At 43.8% G+C, this 15,693-nt stretch carries 14 protein-coding genes and 1 pseudogene; 3 read left to right on the top strand and 12 right to left on the bottom strand.

Annotation, left to right across the window (positions count from 1 at the left end; translation table 11 throughout):
- Positions 1–11: 11 nt before the first annotated feature.
- Positions 12–635 carry a V-type ATP synthase subunit D gene (locus AC04Q4_RS13645; protein ID WP_173737690.1) on the top strand — a complete coding sequence of 208 codons (624 nt, stop codon included), beginning with the start codon at positions 12–14 and terminating at the stop codon, positions 633–635.
- Between the two features lie 541 nt (positions 636–1,176).
- Here AC04Q4_RS13645 and AC04Q4_RS13640 read toward each other — a convergent pair.
- The 10 genes and pseudogenes from AC04Q4_RS13640 to trxB form a co-directional block, all read right to left on the bottom strand.
- A pseudogene (locus AC04Q4_RS13640) lies at positions 1,177–1,248 on the bottom strand (type II toxin-antitoxin system HicB family antitoxin); the annotation flags it as partial.
- Between the two features lie 14 nt (positions 1,249–1,262).
- The gene (locus AC04Q4_RS13635) at positions 1,263–1,970 is read right to left on the bottom strand and encodes a C40 family peptidase (RefSeq protein ID WP_195456588.1); all 708 of its coding nucleotides are present in this window, start codon (positions 1,968–1,970) and stop codon (positions 1,263–1,265) included.
- 360 nt (positions 1,971–2,330) lie between these two features.
- Positions 2,331–3,188 (bottom strand): YitT family protein, encoded by an 858-nt coding sequence (locus tag AC04Q4_RS13630; protein ID WP_195456587.1) that lies wholly within the window; start codon positions 3,186–3,188, stop codon positions 2,331–2,333.
- Positions 3,189–3,366: 178 nt separating this feature from the next.
- Positions 3,367–4,209 carry a Cof-type HAD-IIB family hydrolase gene (locus AC04Q4_RS13625; RefSeq protein ID WP_173737687.1) on the bottom strand — a complete coding sequence of 281 codons (843 nt, stop codon included), beginning with the start codon at positions 4,207–4,209 and terminating at the stop codon, positions 3,367–3,369.
- A gap of 161 nt (positions 4,210–4,370) precedes the next feature.
- Positions 4,371–6,050 carry an alpha,alpha-phosphotrehalase gene (locus tag AC04Q4_RS13620; RefSeq protein WP_476389139.1) on the bottom strand — a complete coding sequence of 560 codons (1,680 nt, stop codon included), beginning with the start codon at positions 6,048–6,050 and terminating at the stop codon, positions 4,371–4,373.
- 108 nt (positions 6,051–6,158) lie between these two features.
- Complete coding sequence (locus tag AC04Q4_RS13615; RefSeq protein ID WP_195456585.1) at positions 6,159–6,989, bottom strand: PTS system mannose/fructose/sorbose family transporter subunit IID; 831 nt, start codon at positions 6,987–6,989, stop codon at positions 6,159–6,161.
- Positions 6,986–7,801 carry a PTS sugar transporter subunit IIC gene (locus tag AC04Q4_RS13610; RefSeq protein ID WP_195456584.1) on the bottom strand — a complete coding sequence of 272 codons (816 nt, stop codon included), beginning with the start codon at positions 7,799–7,801 and terminating at the stop codon, positions 6,986–6,988. The genes AC04Q4_RS13615 and AC04Q4_RS13610 overlap by 4 nt, the downstream gene beginning before the upstream one ends.
- Before the next feature lie 70 nt (positions 7,802–7,871).
- A complete protein-coding gene (locus tag AC04Q4_RS13605; protein ID WP_195456583.1) occupies positions 7,872–8,870 on the bottom strand; it encodes a PTS sugar transporter subunit IIAB in 999 nt (332 codons plus the stop codon).
- 306 nt (positions 8,871–9,176) lie between these two features.
- Positions 9,177–10,214 (bottom strand): LacI family DNA-binding transcriptional regulator, encoded by a 1,038-nt coding sequence (locus AC04Q4_RS13600; RefSeq protein WP_173755608.1) that lies wholly within the window; start codon positions 10,212–10,214, stop codon positions 9,177–9,179.
- Entirely contained in the window at positions 10,201–11,139 is a 939-nt protein-coding gene (trxB, locus tag AC04Q4_RS13595) for a thioredoxin-disulfide reductase (RefSeq protein WP_476389138.1), read from the bottom strand. Before trxB ends, AC04Q4_RS13600 begins: the two co-directional genes overlap by 14 nt.
- A 103-nt stretch (positions 11,140–11,242) precedes the next feature.
- Between trxB and AC04Q4_RS13590 the strand changes: the two genes are divergently transcribed.
- Positions 11,243–13,015, top strand: coding sequence for a DUF885 domain-containing protein (locus AC04Q4_RS13590; RefSeq protein ID WP_243873835.1), 1,773 nt, complete (start codon positions 11,243–11,245; stop codon positions 13,013–13,015).
- Positions 13,016–13,083: 68 nt separating this feature from the next.
- Here AC04Q4_RS13590 and AC04Q4_RS13585 read toward each other — a convergent pair whose 3' ends face one another.
- Together AC04Q4_RS13585 and AC04Q4_RS13580 are read right to left on the bottom strand one after the other, a co-directional pair.
- Positions 13,084–13,362, bottom strand: coding sequence for a hypothetical protein (locus AC04Q4_RS13585; protein WP_476389137.1), 279 nt, complete (start codon positions 13,360–13,362; stop codon positions 13,084–13,086).
- A complete protein-coding gene (locus AC04Q4_RS13580; protein WP_173737679.1) occupies positions 13,362–13,781 on the bottom strand; it encodes an acyl-CoA thioesterase in 420 nt (139 codons plus the stop codon). Before AC04Q4_RS13580 ends, AC04Q4_RS13585 begins: the two co-directional genes overlap by 1 nt.
- A 137-nt stretch (positions 13,782–13,918) precedes the next feature.
- On the opposite strand from AC04Q4_RS13580, the gene AC04Q4_RS13575 reads away from it, so the two are divergent.
- The gene (locus AC04Q4_RS13575) at positions 13,919–15,553 is read left to right on the top strand and encodes a CapA family protein (RefSeq protein WP_476389136.1); all 1,635 of its coding nucleotides are present in this window, start codon (positions 13,919–13,921) and stop codon (positions 15,551–15,553) included.
- Positions 15,554–15,693: the final 140 nt, after the last annotated feature.

Genomic DNA, 15,693 nt, shown 5'->3' with positions numbered 1-15,693 from the left:
GAGGTGATTTTATGGATCCGAATACCTTTCCCACCAAGGGAAATCTCATACTTGCAAAAAATTCTCTGGCTCTTTCCAGACAGGGCTATGAGCTTATGGACAAAAAGCGTAATATCCTGATCCGTGAAATGATGGAGCTTATTGACCAGGCAAAGGATATCCAGACTCAGATCGATGAAACCTTCCGCACTGCCTATGCAGCCCTGCAGAAAGCTAACATGGAGATCGGTATCGCTTTTGTAGACCAGATTTCCCATACCGTTCCTGTAGAAAATTCCATCCGGATCAAGACACGAAGCGTTATGGGTACTGAGATCCCTCTTGTGGAATATGACAAGCAGAGCAGCAATACGCCGACCTACGCCTACTACAGCACCAAGCTGTCCCTGGACGAGGCCAAGGCAGCTTTCGAACGTGTGAAAGAGCTGTCCATTCAGCTTTCCATGATCGAAAACGCAGCTATCCGGCTTGCCACCAATATCAAAAAAACCCAGAAGCGTGCCAACGCCCTGAAAAATATCACCATCCCAAGATATGAAACTCTCACCAGAGATATCACCAATGCCCTGGAGGAAAAAGAACGAGAAGAGTTTACACGTCTGAAGGTGATCAAACGAATGAAACAAAACAGTTAAAAAAATCCTCCGCAGATCTTTCCGGTTCTGCGGAGGATTTTTGATGTTATCCACACTTATCCACACCTGAAAATAACTTTTCAACACATTGAGTGTCCGTTGCATCCGGTCACTGTCCTTTTTTTACGCACATTTCCATACTTCTGGTTTCTGGTTGGACAAATACAGTGGTTTCATTAGAATTCCGTTGTTATTTTCAGATTATTTCCTTATATTTCTTTGAATTACATCTTTTTCCCGGAATATTTTATGATATTTAGAATTTAAAAATGTCAATAGTTTTACAGATTTTTTTCACAGTTTTTGCAGTTTTATCATTTTTACACAAAACATATGTTTAATTTGTTTTATGTAAATCAGGTCTTCCACATTGTTATCCTTGTGGATAATGTGGATAATTTTGTGTATAACTTGATTATTAGCCTATTTGCGGATTTTCCCCATGTGGAAAACTTTTTGGATAATTTTTCACTTATCCACCATGGTTCGACAGGCTTTGTGCATATTGCCAGAAGGGGGTTTTTTACCTAACAGCCAGTTGCTTTTTTGCGTCTACTGCAGTTTCTCCACAGGCAATGCATCCAGGCAAATCCGGATAAGAAACTACAAATCCTCGTTATTCATATATTATTCCACAAAAGTTCCAACCGCAGCCGGTGTGCGGTAATTGTAGTCGGACACTTTGATTCCTGTGGCTGCGGTGCTGGCATGGACGATTTTACCGTCTCCGATATAGAGAGCTACGTGGTCGATTCCACCGTCGCCGTAGAATACCAGATCACCTACCTCGATATCTTCAGCGGATTTCTTCTGGGATGCTGCACACTGAGCTGCTGCCACACGGGGAAGCTCATAACCGAACTGTGCAAAAACAGACATCACGAACCCGGAACAGTCCGCACCATTTGTCAGGCTTGTACCGCCGTAAACATACGGATTCCCTACAAACTGCAGTGCAAAATCCGCAACTTCCTGACGCCTGGCCATACGTGCCTCCTCAGCCTTACGTGCTGCCTCTTCAGCTGCCTTACGCTCTTCTTCCGCTTTACGGGCAGCTTCCGCTGCTGCTTCTGCTTCCAGTCTCTTCTGTGCGATCTCCTCAGCCTCTGCTTTCGCTTCCTGATATTCTGCCACATCAGAAACAGTCTTGTCTGCCAGAGCGTTTGCAAGAGCGGAGATGGAATCCGTCCCGTCCGAGAAATCTTCCTCAATGGAAAGTTCCTCCACCTCGCCATCTGTCACAGCACTTACATCTGTATCTGCAAAAACTGTACACGGAACAGATCCGGCGATCACAACACTCATGACAACAGCAGCAATTTTTTTATAAAACATAAAAACTCCTCTCAGAAAATCTGCAACTCTCCTCCGGTCCATCTTAATAGTTTGTCTGTTGCATCTGTTAGTATCTTCATTTGTTACAATTTTGTTAAATTTGTTACACAAGTGTGTATCCTAACATATAATCTGCCCCCTGTCAAACCTTTTCACGAAAACTTCACAGCCTTTTCATTCAAATTCACGCAGATATTTGCAATCTGCATTCCACTTTTCCCGTACATAAATACTCCCTCCACAATTTATCATATCAAAAAAGAGAACACCTCCACAGCCTCTAACAGCTGTTGAAAATGCTCTCCATATCGTGCATACATATGTTCCGACGGATAAAATTATCCGCATTCCATTACCACATCAGATATAACTCATAAATCCCTTACCAATAACCTCACTGCTCTTAGTTACCATCAGAAATGCCTGCGGATCTACCTCATCAATAAACCTCTGCAGCAACACCGCCTGCTTTACGTCAACCACAGTCAGGATGATCTTTTTATCCTTATGGGTATAAACACCCTCTCCATGATAAATCGTAGCACTTCTGTTCAGATCCTTCATGATAAAATCGGAAATTTCCTCCGGTTTGCTGGAAATGATAGTGAAATATTTGTTCAGCTTCATCCTCTCAATAGACTTATCGATCAGCAACGTCTTGGCCATAAGACCCAGCACAGAGCAGAGGCCTGTGGTAATATCAAATACCATAAAGGAAACAACAACGATGAAACAGTCTACAAGAAACAGTGCACCCGAAATATTCATCGTAGAATACTTTTTAATGATCATCGCAACAATATCCGTACCGCCGCCTGAGGCATTCTCAAAAAACAGGATCGCAGCAGCCAGTGCCGGAAGGATGATCGCGAAGCACAGCTCCAGCATAATGTTCCCTGTGAGTGCTTTTTCCATAGGAAAAACCTTCTCGAATACATTCAGGAGCAGAGAAGATACAACTGTAACATAAGCTGTCTTTATGCCAAAATCTTTTCCCAGGATCATAAACCCGATCACCAACAAAATAAGATTGATCACCAGGTTGATCTGCGCAGATGTCATCGGAATAAAATGCGAGAATACGACTGCCATACCCGAAACTCCTCCGAAAGAAAAGTTGTTCGGGAATTTGAATACATAGATTCCCACATCCATCAGAATAACTGCAAATGTGATAACTATATATTCCATCACCCTCTTAGGTACTAAATTTTTCATATAAAAAATTCCCTCCTGATTCCCTCAAAAAATTTTCACCGGAAACTACCGATCAAAACCGGCACTCCCCTCATCTTCTCTGTTAATCATACCTTATATCACCGAAAATGAAAATAAAAAAAGACAGAGAAAATATATTTCCCTGTCCCGTATATCAGCGATCACGATCACCCACAGCTTACAGCCCGAAAAACCTCTCAAGAAATTCCGCCACACCATCATGATCATTATCTCCGGTCACCTCATTAGCGGCATCCTTTACATACTGTTTGGAATTACCCATAGCGACTCCGATGCCTGCGCCTTCCAGCATTTCCAGATCATTTTCATTATCACCAAAAGCGATCACATGCATCCGGTCAATGCCAAGCTTTGTGCGCAGCATGGCAAGACCAACTCCTTTGTCCACCCCTGCTGCGTTGAACTCTGCGTTACCGCTGATGGAAGTAGTGACAGCCACATCATCCAGATCCTTCCATTTTTCACGGAGAGCTCTGCTATCTTCGAGGTTTTCAAAATAGATGTTTATCTTTTCTGCCTGATCCAGAAGCTCCGTCTGCCTGTAAAAATCCTTTACAAATTCATGTCTGCTGAGGAAATAATCTACGAAGGTTTTTTCCAGAAAATCTTTATCTGCTACTGAGGCCACATAATCTCTGGCATCTGCATCGGAATATGCAACTCCGTTGGCATAAGCTTCCGCGATCCAGCCTTTTACTCCGCTGTCCTCCACATCCTTCAGGATTCCCCGTACCATTCCTTTGGACATTGTTTTGCGCCAGATCATCTCATTTTTATCGTAGTCCCAGACAACACAGCCATTTTCCACAATTCCCCATTTCACTCCACGGAGCACGGAAAACTCCTGGGGGATCAGCTCCCTTGTTCTTCCGGTTGCCGGTACCACATAATGTCCGTCATCGATCAGACGCTGCAAAACATTTCTGTTTCTCCCGGAAATCTTATTCTCGCTGTTCAGAAGTGTTCCGTCCATATCTACTGCAATGATGTATTTTTCCATAATTTCCTCCTGTTTGTCCGTCTGTGTTCCTATGAGCAAAAAGCGCATCTGCACTGCGCCCGGATAGCCTTCGGCAGTACAGATACGCACAAAAACTCATACCTGCAGTCTGTAAAGCGGATATTTTTTCCGCTTTGCTGCGTAAATAACAGTTCAGGAATTCAGCGGATTCTCATCATAAATGCCTCGTACGGTCTCAAGTTTTCTTTGATTCCTGTTCTGTCTTTGTAGTTTGCAATTTTAATATCCTCTTTATCGGATACATATTCTGTAAGGTCTTCTGTACTTACTGTATCCTCAGAAAGATTTGCCACAACGATCCACTGCTCTTTCTCTGAAGTTCTCAGGTAGGCAAATACCTTCTCATCTTCCGGAAGAAGAAGCTGATAGTCGCCTTCTGTGAGAAGTTCCTCTTCATGACGCAGACGGATCAGATCCTTATAATAATAAAACACGGAGTCATTTTTTTCCAGAGCTTTTTTTACATTGATCTCCTGATAGCGGCCGGAAATACGGAACCAGGGTTTTCCGGTTGTGAATCCTGCGTTCTCGCTGTCATCCCACTGCATTGGTACTCTGGCATTGTCACGGCTCTTGTTCCATACAGCCTTGCGGAAATCGTCCTCGGTGATGGTTTTGTTCTTAATTACAAGATCCTGATATGCGTTGCGCACCTCAATATCCTCGTACTCGTCCAGAGGGAAGTGTACGTTTGTCATACCGATCTCCTCGCCCTGATATATATACGGTGTTCCCTGCATGCCGTGAAGAACTGTTGCGTAAGCTTTTGCACACTCCTCGCGATAAGTGGTATCATTTCCCCATCTGGAAATCACACGCGGCTGATCATGGTTCTCAAAGTACAGAGCATTCCATCCTTTATTATAAAGCTTGTTCTGCCACTCAGTCATAACCCGTTTCAGCTCACGGAGATCAAAAGGCTTCAGTGCCCATTTACGGTTTACAGATCCCGGGATACGGTCGATATTCATATGCTCAAAAGTGAAGAGCATGTTCAGCTCCTCACGCTCCGGATCTGTAAACAGTCTTGCAACCTCCGGTGTGGAGCCCGGTGCCTCACCTACTGTCATACAGTCATATTTTGAAAGCACTTCCCGGTTCATCTCATGGATAAACTCATGAAGTCTTGGTCCGTTGCTGTGATATTTTCCTGTATAATACTTGCGGTCATCCGTTTTCGGGTAATCCGGGAAGGACTGATCCTTGGAGATAGATGCGATCACATCCATGCGCCATCCGTCAGCACCTTTGTCCATCCAGAACTTCATCAGATCATAAATCTCCTGGCGGACTTTTTCATTCTCCCAGTTAAGATCCGGCTGTTTTTTGCTGTAAAAATGAAGATAATACTGACCACGCTCCTCGTCATATTCCCAGGCGCTTCCGCAGAAGCTGGAACCCCAGTTGTTCGGTTCACTGCCGTCTGCTTTCGGATCTTTCCAGATGTAATAATCACTGTAGTCGTTGTCTTTGGATTTCCGGCTTTCCACAAACCAGGCATGCTCATCAGATGTATGGTTTACTACAAGATCCAGAACGATTTTGATGCCATGCTCGTGAGCTTTTCTGATCAGCTCATCCATGTCCTCATTGCTTCCGAAGCCTGCATAAATTTTCCGGTAATCACTGATATCGTAACCATTGTCGTCCTGTGGGGAGTCAAATACAGGACTGAGCCAGAGCACATCGATCCCAAGGTTCTGAAGGTAGGGGAGTTTTTCAATAATACCTCTGAGATCGCCGAAGCCGTCTCCATTGGAGTCCTTGAAGCTTCTTGGATAAATCTGATATACAACGGAATTCTTCCACCAATCTTTCATGTTCTGTGTCTCCTTTATTCAAAATATCTTATTTCAGGCTTTTTTATAGGCGGACCAACTGGGGTCCGCCTTTTCATAATTCTGGTCTTTATTCCTTCTCCTTAAGGTTTATGCAATTCCGAAAAGAGAGAGAAGGATACTCAGGATAATGACACCTATGATCAGAACTGTGATACTGATGTTTTTCTTTTTCAGCAGATAGTAGCACAGAAGAGTCAGTCCAAGAGGAACGATGCCGACAAAGATCTGATCCAGCATACTCTGGAGGTTCAGAACAGACTCACCCTTCATGGTGAGTTCATAAGTGGATTTAAAGGTTACCATGCTGGCAGTCATACCACCAACCATGATAAGACCTACAATGCTGGCAGCCTTTGTCAGAATGTTCATAAGACCGCTTGCATAAACCTTCTGGATGTATTCGGAACCAAGCTTGTAACCCAGGAATGTACCGTAATATTTTACAAAAATAGACGGAATGTTAAAAAGAAGCAGGAACACGATAGGTGCCAGAACATTTCCGGATGCTCCAAGTCCTACTGCGATTCCGGCTGCAATTACACGGAGAACACCCCAGAAAATGGAATCACCGATACCGGCCAGAGGTCCCATCAGGGAAGATTTCACCGCATTGATGGAGCTTGCGTCAAAATCCTTCTGCTCGCTGTTTTTCTTCTCCATGGATGCCACAAGACCCATGATGAAAGTGGAACAGGTGATGGTTGTATTGAAGTAAGACATACTTCTTGTGAGGGCAGCTTTTTTGCCTTCCTCATCGTTTTTGTAAAATTTGTTGATAAATGGCATCAGGGAATAACAGAAGCCGGATGCTCCCTGTTTTGCCGGGCTTACTGCCGCATACAGAGTGAAGGAACGCCAGAAAGCTTTTCTCAGCATTTTTCTTTCATCTGCAGGAATAGATTTTGTTAAATTACTCATGAGAAAAATTCCTCCTCTTCTTCATCAAGATATTCTTCAGAGTCTCCAGACGGTGAAACAGCTACTCTCTGTGCAGAAAGCTGGTTAAGCTTATAATCATTCATTCCAACAGAGATGGCGATAATTACTCCGATCACTGCAAGAGCGATAAGCGGAAGGTTTAAGTATGCTGCCAGGACAAATCCCAGGAAATAGAACATGCAGATTTTGTTGTCCCAGAGCATTTTCATCAGCATCGCCATACCTACTGCCGGAAGAAGTCCTCCGCAGACTGTCAGACCGTTCATAACAACATCCGGGATGGCATCCAGAAGTGCACTGACTGCATCAGATCCAAAGAGGATCCCGAAGAATGCGAACAGTGAATATAATACCCAGTTCACAGCCCAGAGTCCGTAATGGAGAGCGATGATCTGTTTCTCCTTGCCCTCTGCTGCCAGACGGTCGAAGGTTTTTGCAAACATACCTACAATGAAAATATAGAGAACTGTCTTAATCTGAAGACCAAGGATACCGATCGGAAGTGCCAGTGTCAGAGCAACCTCAGATCCTTTGCCAAGCATGATAGCAAAAGCGGTTCCTACTGCTGTGGCGATTCCGGGTTCTGCCGCGGAGGCACCGCCAATGTTTACAACTCCCATGAATACGGCTTCCAGTGAAGCTCCGATGATAACTCCTGTGTGAAGATCTCCAAGGAACAGACCTACCAGAGGTCCGATGACGATCGGACGGTTCAGCATGGTAAATCCGATCAGCTCTGCACCGCCGACACAGATGAATACGGCAAGTGCTACAAGAAATGCGTTTAACATTTTTCCTTCCTCCCTTTTTTGTTACGTTTTATTCATTCTGTGGACATTCACATTCCACAGTTTATATATGTCAGTTTAATTTATCCAGCACATCCTTCACAAGCTTCTGCTCGTCATTCGGAACCTGCTGCATACATGCCTTCGGATCAAGAGCTACCAGCTCTTTTAATGCCTGCTGCTCTGCGTCTGTCAGCATGATAGTTGGTGTGAGGACAAGCTTCTCGGAAACATCGATTCCATCAAAACGTCCCGTATTTCCTACGTTAAGAAATCCTATCTCGCCAACATTCTTTCTTATTTTCAGGGCATCTTTTACAGTTCTTGTAAGAACCAGGATACGCATTTTGGATGCCTTCGGATTGTTTAAGATACGAATGGCTTCGTCCACCGGTTTGATCAGAGATTTAATCCCTCCCGGTACTGCCATTTTCAGTGCCATCTTCTGGGTGTTATCGTTGGCCGCCTCATCGTTGGCAACTACGATTCCCTGTACTGCCAGCTGCTTGGTCCAGGTCATGGCAACCTGACCGTGAATCAGACGGTCATCTACACGAAGTGCTGTGATCTTCGCTGTGGAATTATCGTAGGACTGTGGATCTGGTGCTTTCTTTGCGCTCTCCTGTACGGCGTTTTCTGCAGTCGGTGCATTATTTTCTGCAATGCTGTCTTTAGATGCAGCTTTCTTTCCGCCGCCAAGGTTTACCACCTGAAGCTCTTCTCTGGCATCATCGATAAATTCCTGGATCTCTTCCTCTGTCACATCATCGTCAGCCATCATTACCTGCATCAAAACAGGAAGGTTGGTTCCTGTGATAAGTGTAACATTCTCCTTCTGGCTATATCCCAGTAGCTTCTGATTAACGCTTCCGCCCATCAGGTCTGTGAAAACGAAAATCCTGTCATTTTCGTGCTGTGCGAAATATTCCTCAAACTTTTTCTCCACATTATCTTCCGGTGTTACATAAGCATCGATAGTTGTGATCTCAGCCATTTTTCCCACGATCAGCTCTGCTGTATAACGGATACCGGAGGCCATCTTTCCATGTGTGGCGATCAGAATCTGTTTCATCTGGTATTCACTCCTTCTATACTGTTTCCCTGTTAGTTATGTACATAACCTTTGTGCTCACACTATAGCATTAAAGGCTGCATATGTAAATAGGTTATGTACATAACCATTCATTGTGACAAGTTTAAAATTATGGTTTTGTGCAGAATTTACATAAATATATGCTGCAAAAAAGCCGAAATACTCTGGCTGCCATATGTTGACAGTTCCGTATATTTCGGCTTTTAACATCGTTATATCCCAGATTTTCCGTATTGAAAATCCCTTCCTGCTGTATTCTGCATCTCTGCAGTAACACTTTATTTTCTATTTTTTCTCATCCTGACGCTGCACTGACTTTCTTGAAATCAGTGTAACCGGAAGCCTGATCTCATTTTCCCGCTCTTTATCCTCACCATTGATTCTCTCCATCAGAATTTCTACAGCGAGAGATGCTTTCTGCTCCACATTCTGACTGACTGTAGTAAGTCGTGGCACAGAAAACTCTGCATAACTTATGTTATCATATCCTGCAATTCCAATCTCCTCCGGAATCTTCACACCTCTGCTGCTGAAAAAACTGATCGCTTCCAGAGCATAGAGATCTGAAAGGAAGAACAATGCAGTCTTCGGTTTTTTTCGCTGAATCAGCCATGCGTAGCTTTCTTTTCGCTTTGCGTAATTCATACCCAGTGCAGTAAACTGTACCTTCTGCTTCTTTCCTGCGAATTCCCTTGCTGCTCTCTGCGCTCCCATATAACGGAGATGGTCAACACCATTATCACGTCCTGCACAGACCTGGATATGTTCATAGCCGCATTCCAAAAGATATTTTGTCATAAGGTATCCGCCGCTCTCATCATCCAGTCCGATATTCAGGACATGACTCTCCTGACCGGCATCCAGTTCTCCGTAAGCATCAATGGAAACAATCGGCTTGTTGATCAGCTGATAGATTTTTTCACAATTGCTTTTGCTGAAGGAAATAGCAATGACTCCGTCCACATCCCAGCCCATAACCATCTGGAAGATCTTGTCCGTATCTTTTGCTGAATAAAGCATCAGATAGTAACCCAGCTCCTGCACATATTTTTCAATAAAACCGATAATTTTTCCATAAAAAGGATCTCCGATGATGGAATCCCTGAAGTCTTTATGATAGTTGATCACAACTGCGATCAACTGGGATTTCTCCTTATTCAGTACTCTCAGTCCCATTTTCTGTACATATCCCATTTCACGGATAAGATTCTCGATTTTCTGAATGTTGGCAGGAGATACTTTTTTGGTTTTTCCATGTATGACGTTGGAGACAGTCGTTGTACTTACGCCTGCTCTCTGCGCGATTTCTTTAATGGTTGCCATTGTCTTTCCTCCAGAGATATTTCTGTGCGGAAGCCACTGCATTGGCTCCGTCTGAAACAGCAGTTACCACCTGTCTGAGTGCCTTGGTACGGATATCCCCCGCTGCAAAAACGCCTGCTGCACTGGTAATTCCTTCCTCCCCTGCACAGATATATCCGTTCTCATCAAGCTCCAGCTGAGCTTTCACAAATGTCGTGTTCGGAACAATTCCCACTGCAATAAAAACGCCGTCTGTATCCAGTTCGCGTTCTTCCCCTGTTTTTACATTTCGGATCTTAATGCCTGTCACTTCATCCTGCCCCAGGATTTCCAGCGGAACACTGTCCCATACCATTTCAATATTTTCACAGTCAAAAATCTTCTCCTGGATCGCCTTGTCTGCACGAAGTTCATCCCGGCGGTGAACAAGATATACTTTTTTGCAAAGTCCGGAAAGAAAAACCGCATCCTCTGCTGCCGCATTTCCGCCACCAACTACCACGACTGTTCTGTCTTTATAAAAAGCTCCGTCACAGGTTGCACAATAGGAAACTCCAAGTCCTCCCAGGTCATCTTCTCCCGGAATGTCCAGCTTCCGGTGCTCTGCGCCAAATGCAAGGATGATGGTTCTGGCCTGATATTCGTTCTTTTTTGTGTGGATCGTCTTGATATCTCCTGAAATATTTTCCAGAGAAAGGAGCTTCTCACGCTTCGGCTCCAGTCCCAGTTTACGGGCATGTTCCCCAAAGGCCTCGCCCAGATCCATCCCTGAGATTCCCGGCATTCCGGGGTAATTATCTACTTCATAAGTAGCCGTGATCTGACCGCCCGGTGCAAAATTTTTATCGATCCATATTGTATTTAATCTGGCACGTGACGCATAGATCGCCGCTGTGATCCCTGCAGGACCCCCGCCCAGAATTGCAAGATCATAGATATCGCTCATACTTTTTCTCCATTTATAATACATAATTTCCGTTCACATAATATCATAGATTCCGTATTTTTCCAATATGATAGTACAAAGCCAAATGCAGGAAGGACTTTCTATGCCTTTTAAGATCCTGAAGAAAAAATCTTCTTTTTTTATTGCCTGCGGTCTTATTTTTACTTTTATTATCGGCATAGCTGCCGGATATTTTTCTGCTCATGGAATTACAGAAAACGGAAAATTCGAGGCTTTTACCCAGGAGGTTTTCCGAAACGAAGTTTCCGGCAGTTCTCTTACTCTTCATTATTCCCTGGCTCATCCGGAAAAGCAGGGAATCCGGCGAAAAACAGCTTCTCTTGGCACGGTTCCCACAGATATGCAAAACACCTACAAGGTCTGTCAGCAGTACGAGGATAAGCTGAAAGCATTCCGCTACAGTCATCTTTCCACGGAAAATCAGATGACTCTCGATTCCATGCTTCTCTATTATCACACAGAAAAATCTCTTGGCGATAATTACCTTCTCCAAGAGCCTCTTGGACCAAGTCTGGGAATCCAGGCACAGCTACCGGTTCTTCTGGCTGAATATGCTTTTTATGAGGATCGGGATATCTCTGATTATCTGAATCTTCTGACTACCATACGTCCGTACTTTCAGAGTATTATAAAATTTGAGCAGAAGAAATCTCAGGCCGGTTTCTTTATGAGTGATGCCACGCTGGATCGGATTCTTGCACAGTGCAGTGCTTTTATCCGGAATCCGGATGAAAATTATATGCTGGATATTTTCCGCACAAAAATTTCAGACTACGGAAAACTTTCCGGTTCAGAACAGCAGACTCTGATTCTTACTCATCAGAATCTTATGAAAACGGAAGTGATTCCTGCCTATCAGGAGCTTATGACAGGTCTGGAAGCTCTGCGGGGCACTGGAAAAAATCCTCGCGGCCTGGCGTATTTTAAAGGTGGTAAAGCGTACTATCTTTATCTTCTGCAAAGCCAGACCGGTACTTATGTTCCTGTGAAAGAGATCGAAAAACGGCTTTCCAGGCAGCTTTCCAGTGAAATTGGTATTGTTGGAAATATGCTTCGCCAGAATCCGGAACTTCTTACTACACTTAATAAAGGAATTTCTTTTACAGAAATAAGACCAGCTCAGATGCTTTCTTCCCTGCAGAAAAAAATCAGCTCAGATTTTCCTCCACTGGAGGATGTTTCTTTTGAACTTAAAACTGTGCATGACTCCATGAAAGATTATCTGAGTCCTGCTTTTTATCTCACACCGCCTATGGATACGGGTACTCCTAATGTGATCTACATAAATCCGTCCGCAAATTATCAGGGTCTGGAGCTTTTTACCACTCTGGCTCATGAAGGATTCCCGGGTCATCTTTATCAGACAGTTAGTTTTGAACGCCAGAATCCGTCTGGAATCCGAAATCTTCTGGATACTTCCGGGTTTGCGGAAGGGTGGGCTACTTATGTGGAGCCCTTTGCCTATGAATATGCAGCTGATTATATCCTGGATTCTTCTGCCTCTGATCTTGCACGTCTTTCATGGCTGAACCGCAGTATTAACCTATGTATGTACTCTCTTCTGGATATTGAGATCCATTATAATGGATGGAATCAGGCTGAAGCTGCCAGTTTTCTGAAAGCCTTTGGCATTGAGGATAGCACGGTTATCTCGGAAATTTACCAGTACATTCTGGAGACTCCTGGAAATTATTTGAAATATTACTGGGGATATTTAAGTCTTCTGGATCTGCGCACAACCGAACAAAAACGACTTGGACAGGATTTCGATATGAAAGACTTTCACCGCAGAGTGCTGAAGATCGGAGGGATGCAGTTTCCGGTGCTGGAGAAGTATATTGATATGATTGAGTAAATAAAAATCCCTGTCTGAAAATACTCCTTACATTTTGTGTAGTAAATATTTTCAGACAGAGATAAACATCACAGCCCTGCAAAAAACAATTCATAAAAATCATCTTCACCTTCAAGCATCGGTGAATTCTCCCCGCCGCCATTTGTACTTCGTTTCATAGCTGCATAGAATTCTTCGCCTGCTGCAATAAGATCCATCTCATAAACCGGAACGCCCAGCTCCCGGCACTTTTTGCAGAAAGCTGCCAGAGGTTTTTTCTCCTCACGTGTTGCCAGCAGTTCTTCACGAAGTGCCGGATCTCTCCTGGCTTTTTCTTTCAGATTATCAAGCATTTCTACTACTTCCATCAGGCATTCTCTCCTTTCAGACTCTTCCTGAACAGTTCATCCAGTTCAGGGATTTCCCTCTTCAGTGATACCAGTTTTCCGTCTTTTGTAAAGCAATGCTTCGAGGAGGCTACCGTACAGCTCTCATTTCTCGTTGCATTATAAAATTCATACTCCAGCTCCAGAACTGCACCATTGTACTTTTTCACAGAAACTGTGATCTCCACTTCATCATCAAACAGAACCGGCTTCTTATAAGAAACTGAAACTCCGGCTACAGGAGAAACGATTCCCCGTTTCTCAACCTCACCATAGCCAAATCCCATCTCTCCCATAAACGCAATCCGGGCTTCCTCCATCCATTTAATATAATTGGAATGATGGATGATTCCCATCTGATCCGTTTCATGATACTGTGCTTTACGTTTATAAACACTCATTTTTATACTCCTCTTTAAAACAAAAAGTCTCAACACAAACCAACATCTCTCCCCTCTTCCCACCCCCTGAAAAATCTGCTATAATAAATTTTACAGCAAAAAATCCATATTTTAAAGAAAGTCAAGGTAAATCATAAATGAAATTTCCACCGAACTTCAACAATCCCTTTAAAAGGGAAAATCTTCCGGAGAGGCTTCAGAATTTCCGGGAGGCGCGTGAAAACAGGAAAGCTGTTAAGCGAAATTTTAAAGAAAACATTCCGCTGAACTTCCGTGAGCGCAGCAATGCCCGGACAAGTCTTCTGGCTTCTGTTGCTGTCCTGGCCATTCTGGTCATTTTGTTTAACCAGCTGGATTACCGTCTGATCCGAAAACCAGCTATAGATGCCCAGAAAAAGGCTGTCACAGCAAAAGAAAAACAGGAGACAGAAGCTGCTACCGGCGATGTAACAACAGCATCTGTCATTGCAGTTGGCGATAATCTTTATCATCAGAGTCTTATTGATGCAGGCGTTTCCGAAGACGGAACCTGGAATTATGATAAAATCTATACCCACATCACAGATGCCATCAAAGATGCCGATATCAGGATGATCGATCAGGAAACTGTATTTACAACCGATCACGACAATGTAAGCTCCTACCCGTCTTTTGCAACACCAACGGAAGTAGGCGATGCCATCATAAAGGCCGGATTTAACGTAGTCGAATCTGCCAACAATCATATTGATGACTTCGGTGAAGAATTTCTCACAGACACTCTGAATTTCTGGAAAACAAATTATCCGGATGTCACGCTTATTGGAATCCATGATTCCCAGGAGGATGCCGATACTGTCAAGATCCGCGAAGTAAACGGCATCAAGATCGCATTTTTGGATTACACCTACGGTACTAACGTAGGCGGCATCGAAGGAAAAGACTATATGATCGATATGATCCGCAAGGATAAGATCACCACCATGATCCAGAAAGCCAAACAGCAGGCAGACTGCATCATCTTCGTTGCACACTGGGGAACAGAAGATGAAACCATGCCAAATGAATATGAGAAACAGTGGGCTGCATACCTTATGGAACAGGGAGTAAACGTCATCATTGGCGGTCACCCCCATGTACTCCAGCCATACGGCCGCCTTACCGATGATAAAGGAAATGAGACTGTTGTCTTTTATTCCCTTGGAAACTTTGTATCTACACAGCAGAAGCTGGAAGAGCTTCTTGGCGGAATGGCAAAATTCACCATCCAGAAAACTGCGAAGGACGGCAAGACCTCTGTTAAGATCCTTACACCAACAGTAGAGCCTCTGGTAATGCACTATAACAGTGATTCCGGTGAATTCGGTCCTTACATGCTTTCTGATTACACAGAAGAACTTGCTTCCCAGAACGGTGTACAGAAATACATTGGTGATGGTGTATTCACACTGGATAACCTGAAAAAGAAATTCAATGAGATCATGTCCATGAACGTAACTCCATCCACAGGAACCAATCTTCTTGACGTAACCATTAATACAGATCTGAACATGATCGACTCATCAGGAAACGTGGTAGAAGATACTGCTTCCATCACTGCTGAACAATATTACGCAGACAAAGGCATTGACATCACTTCCGAATCCTTCAATACTGCAGACAATAGTTCTGGCAGTGCAGAAGGCTCCTCCGATGACAGTTCTGACGATGGTTCTGATGACGGATCATATGATGACAGTTCTTACGACGACGGTTCTTACGATGACAGCTATTATGATGATAGCGAAGAATAATCCTTTACCAGGTAAAAAACTAATCAATTCTTAATAAAAACGCCGGGAACCGGAGAAATCTGAATTTACTGCTTTCAGTTTTCTCTGTTCCCGGTATTTTATTATCATATTCAGCTCTGTTGATCCTATCGGCAAATTAA

Source organism: Blautia sp. HA8986, from assembly GCF_056504635.1.
Note: the sequence above shows the minus strand (reverse complement) of the source record. Positions and strands in the feature narration are given on the sequence as shown.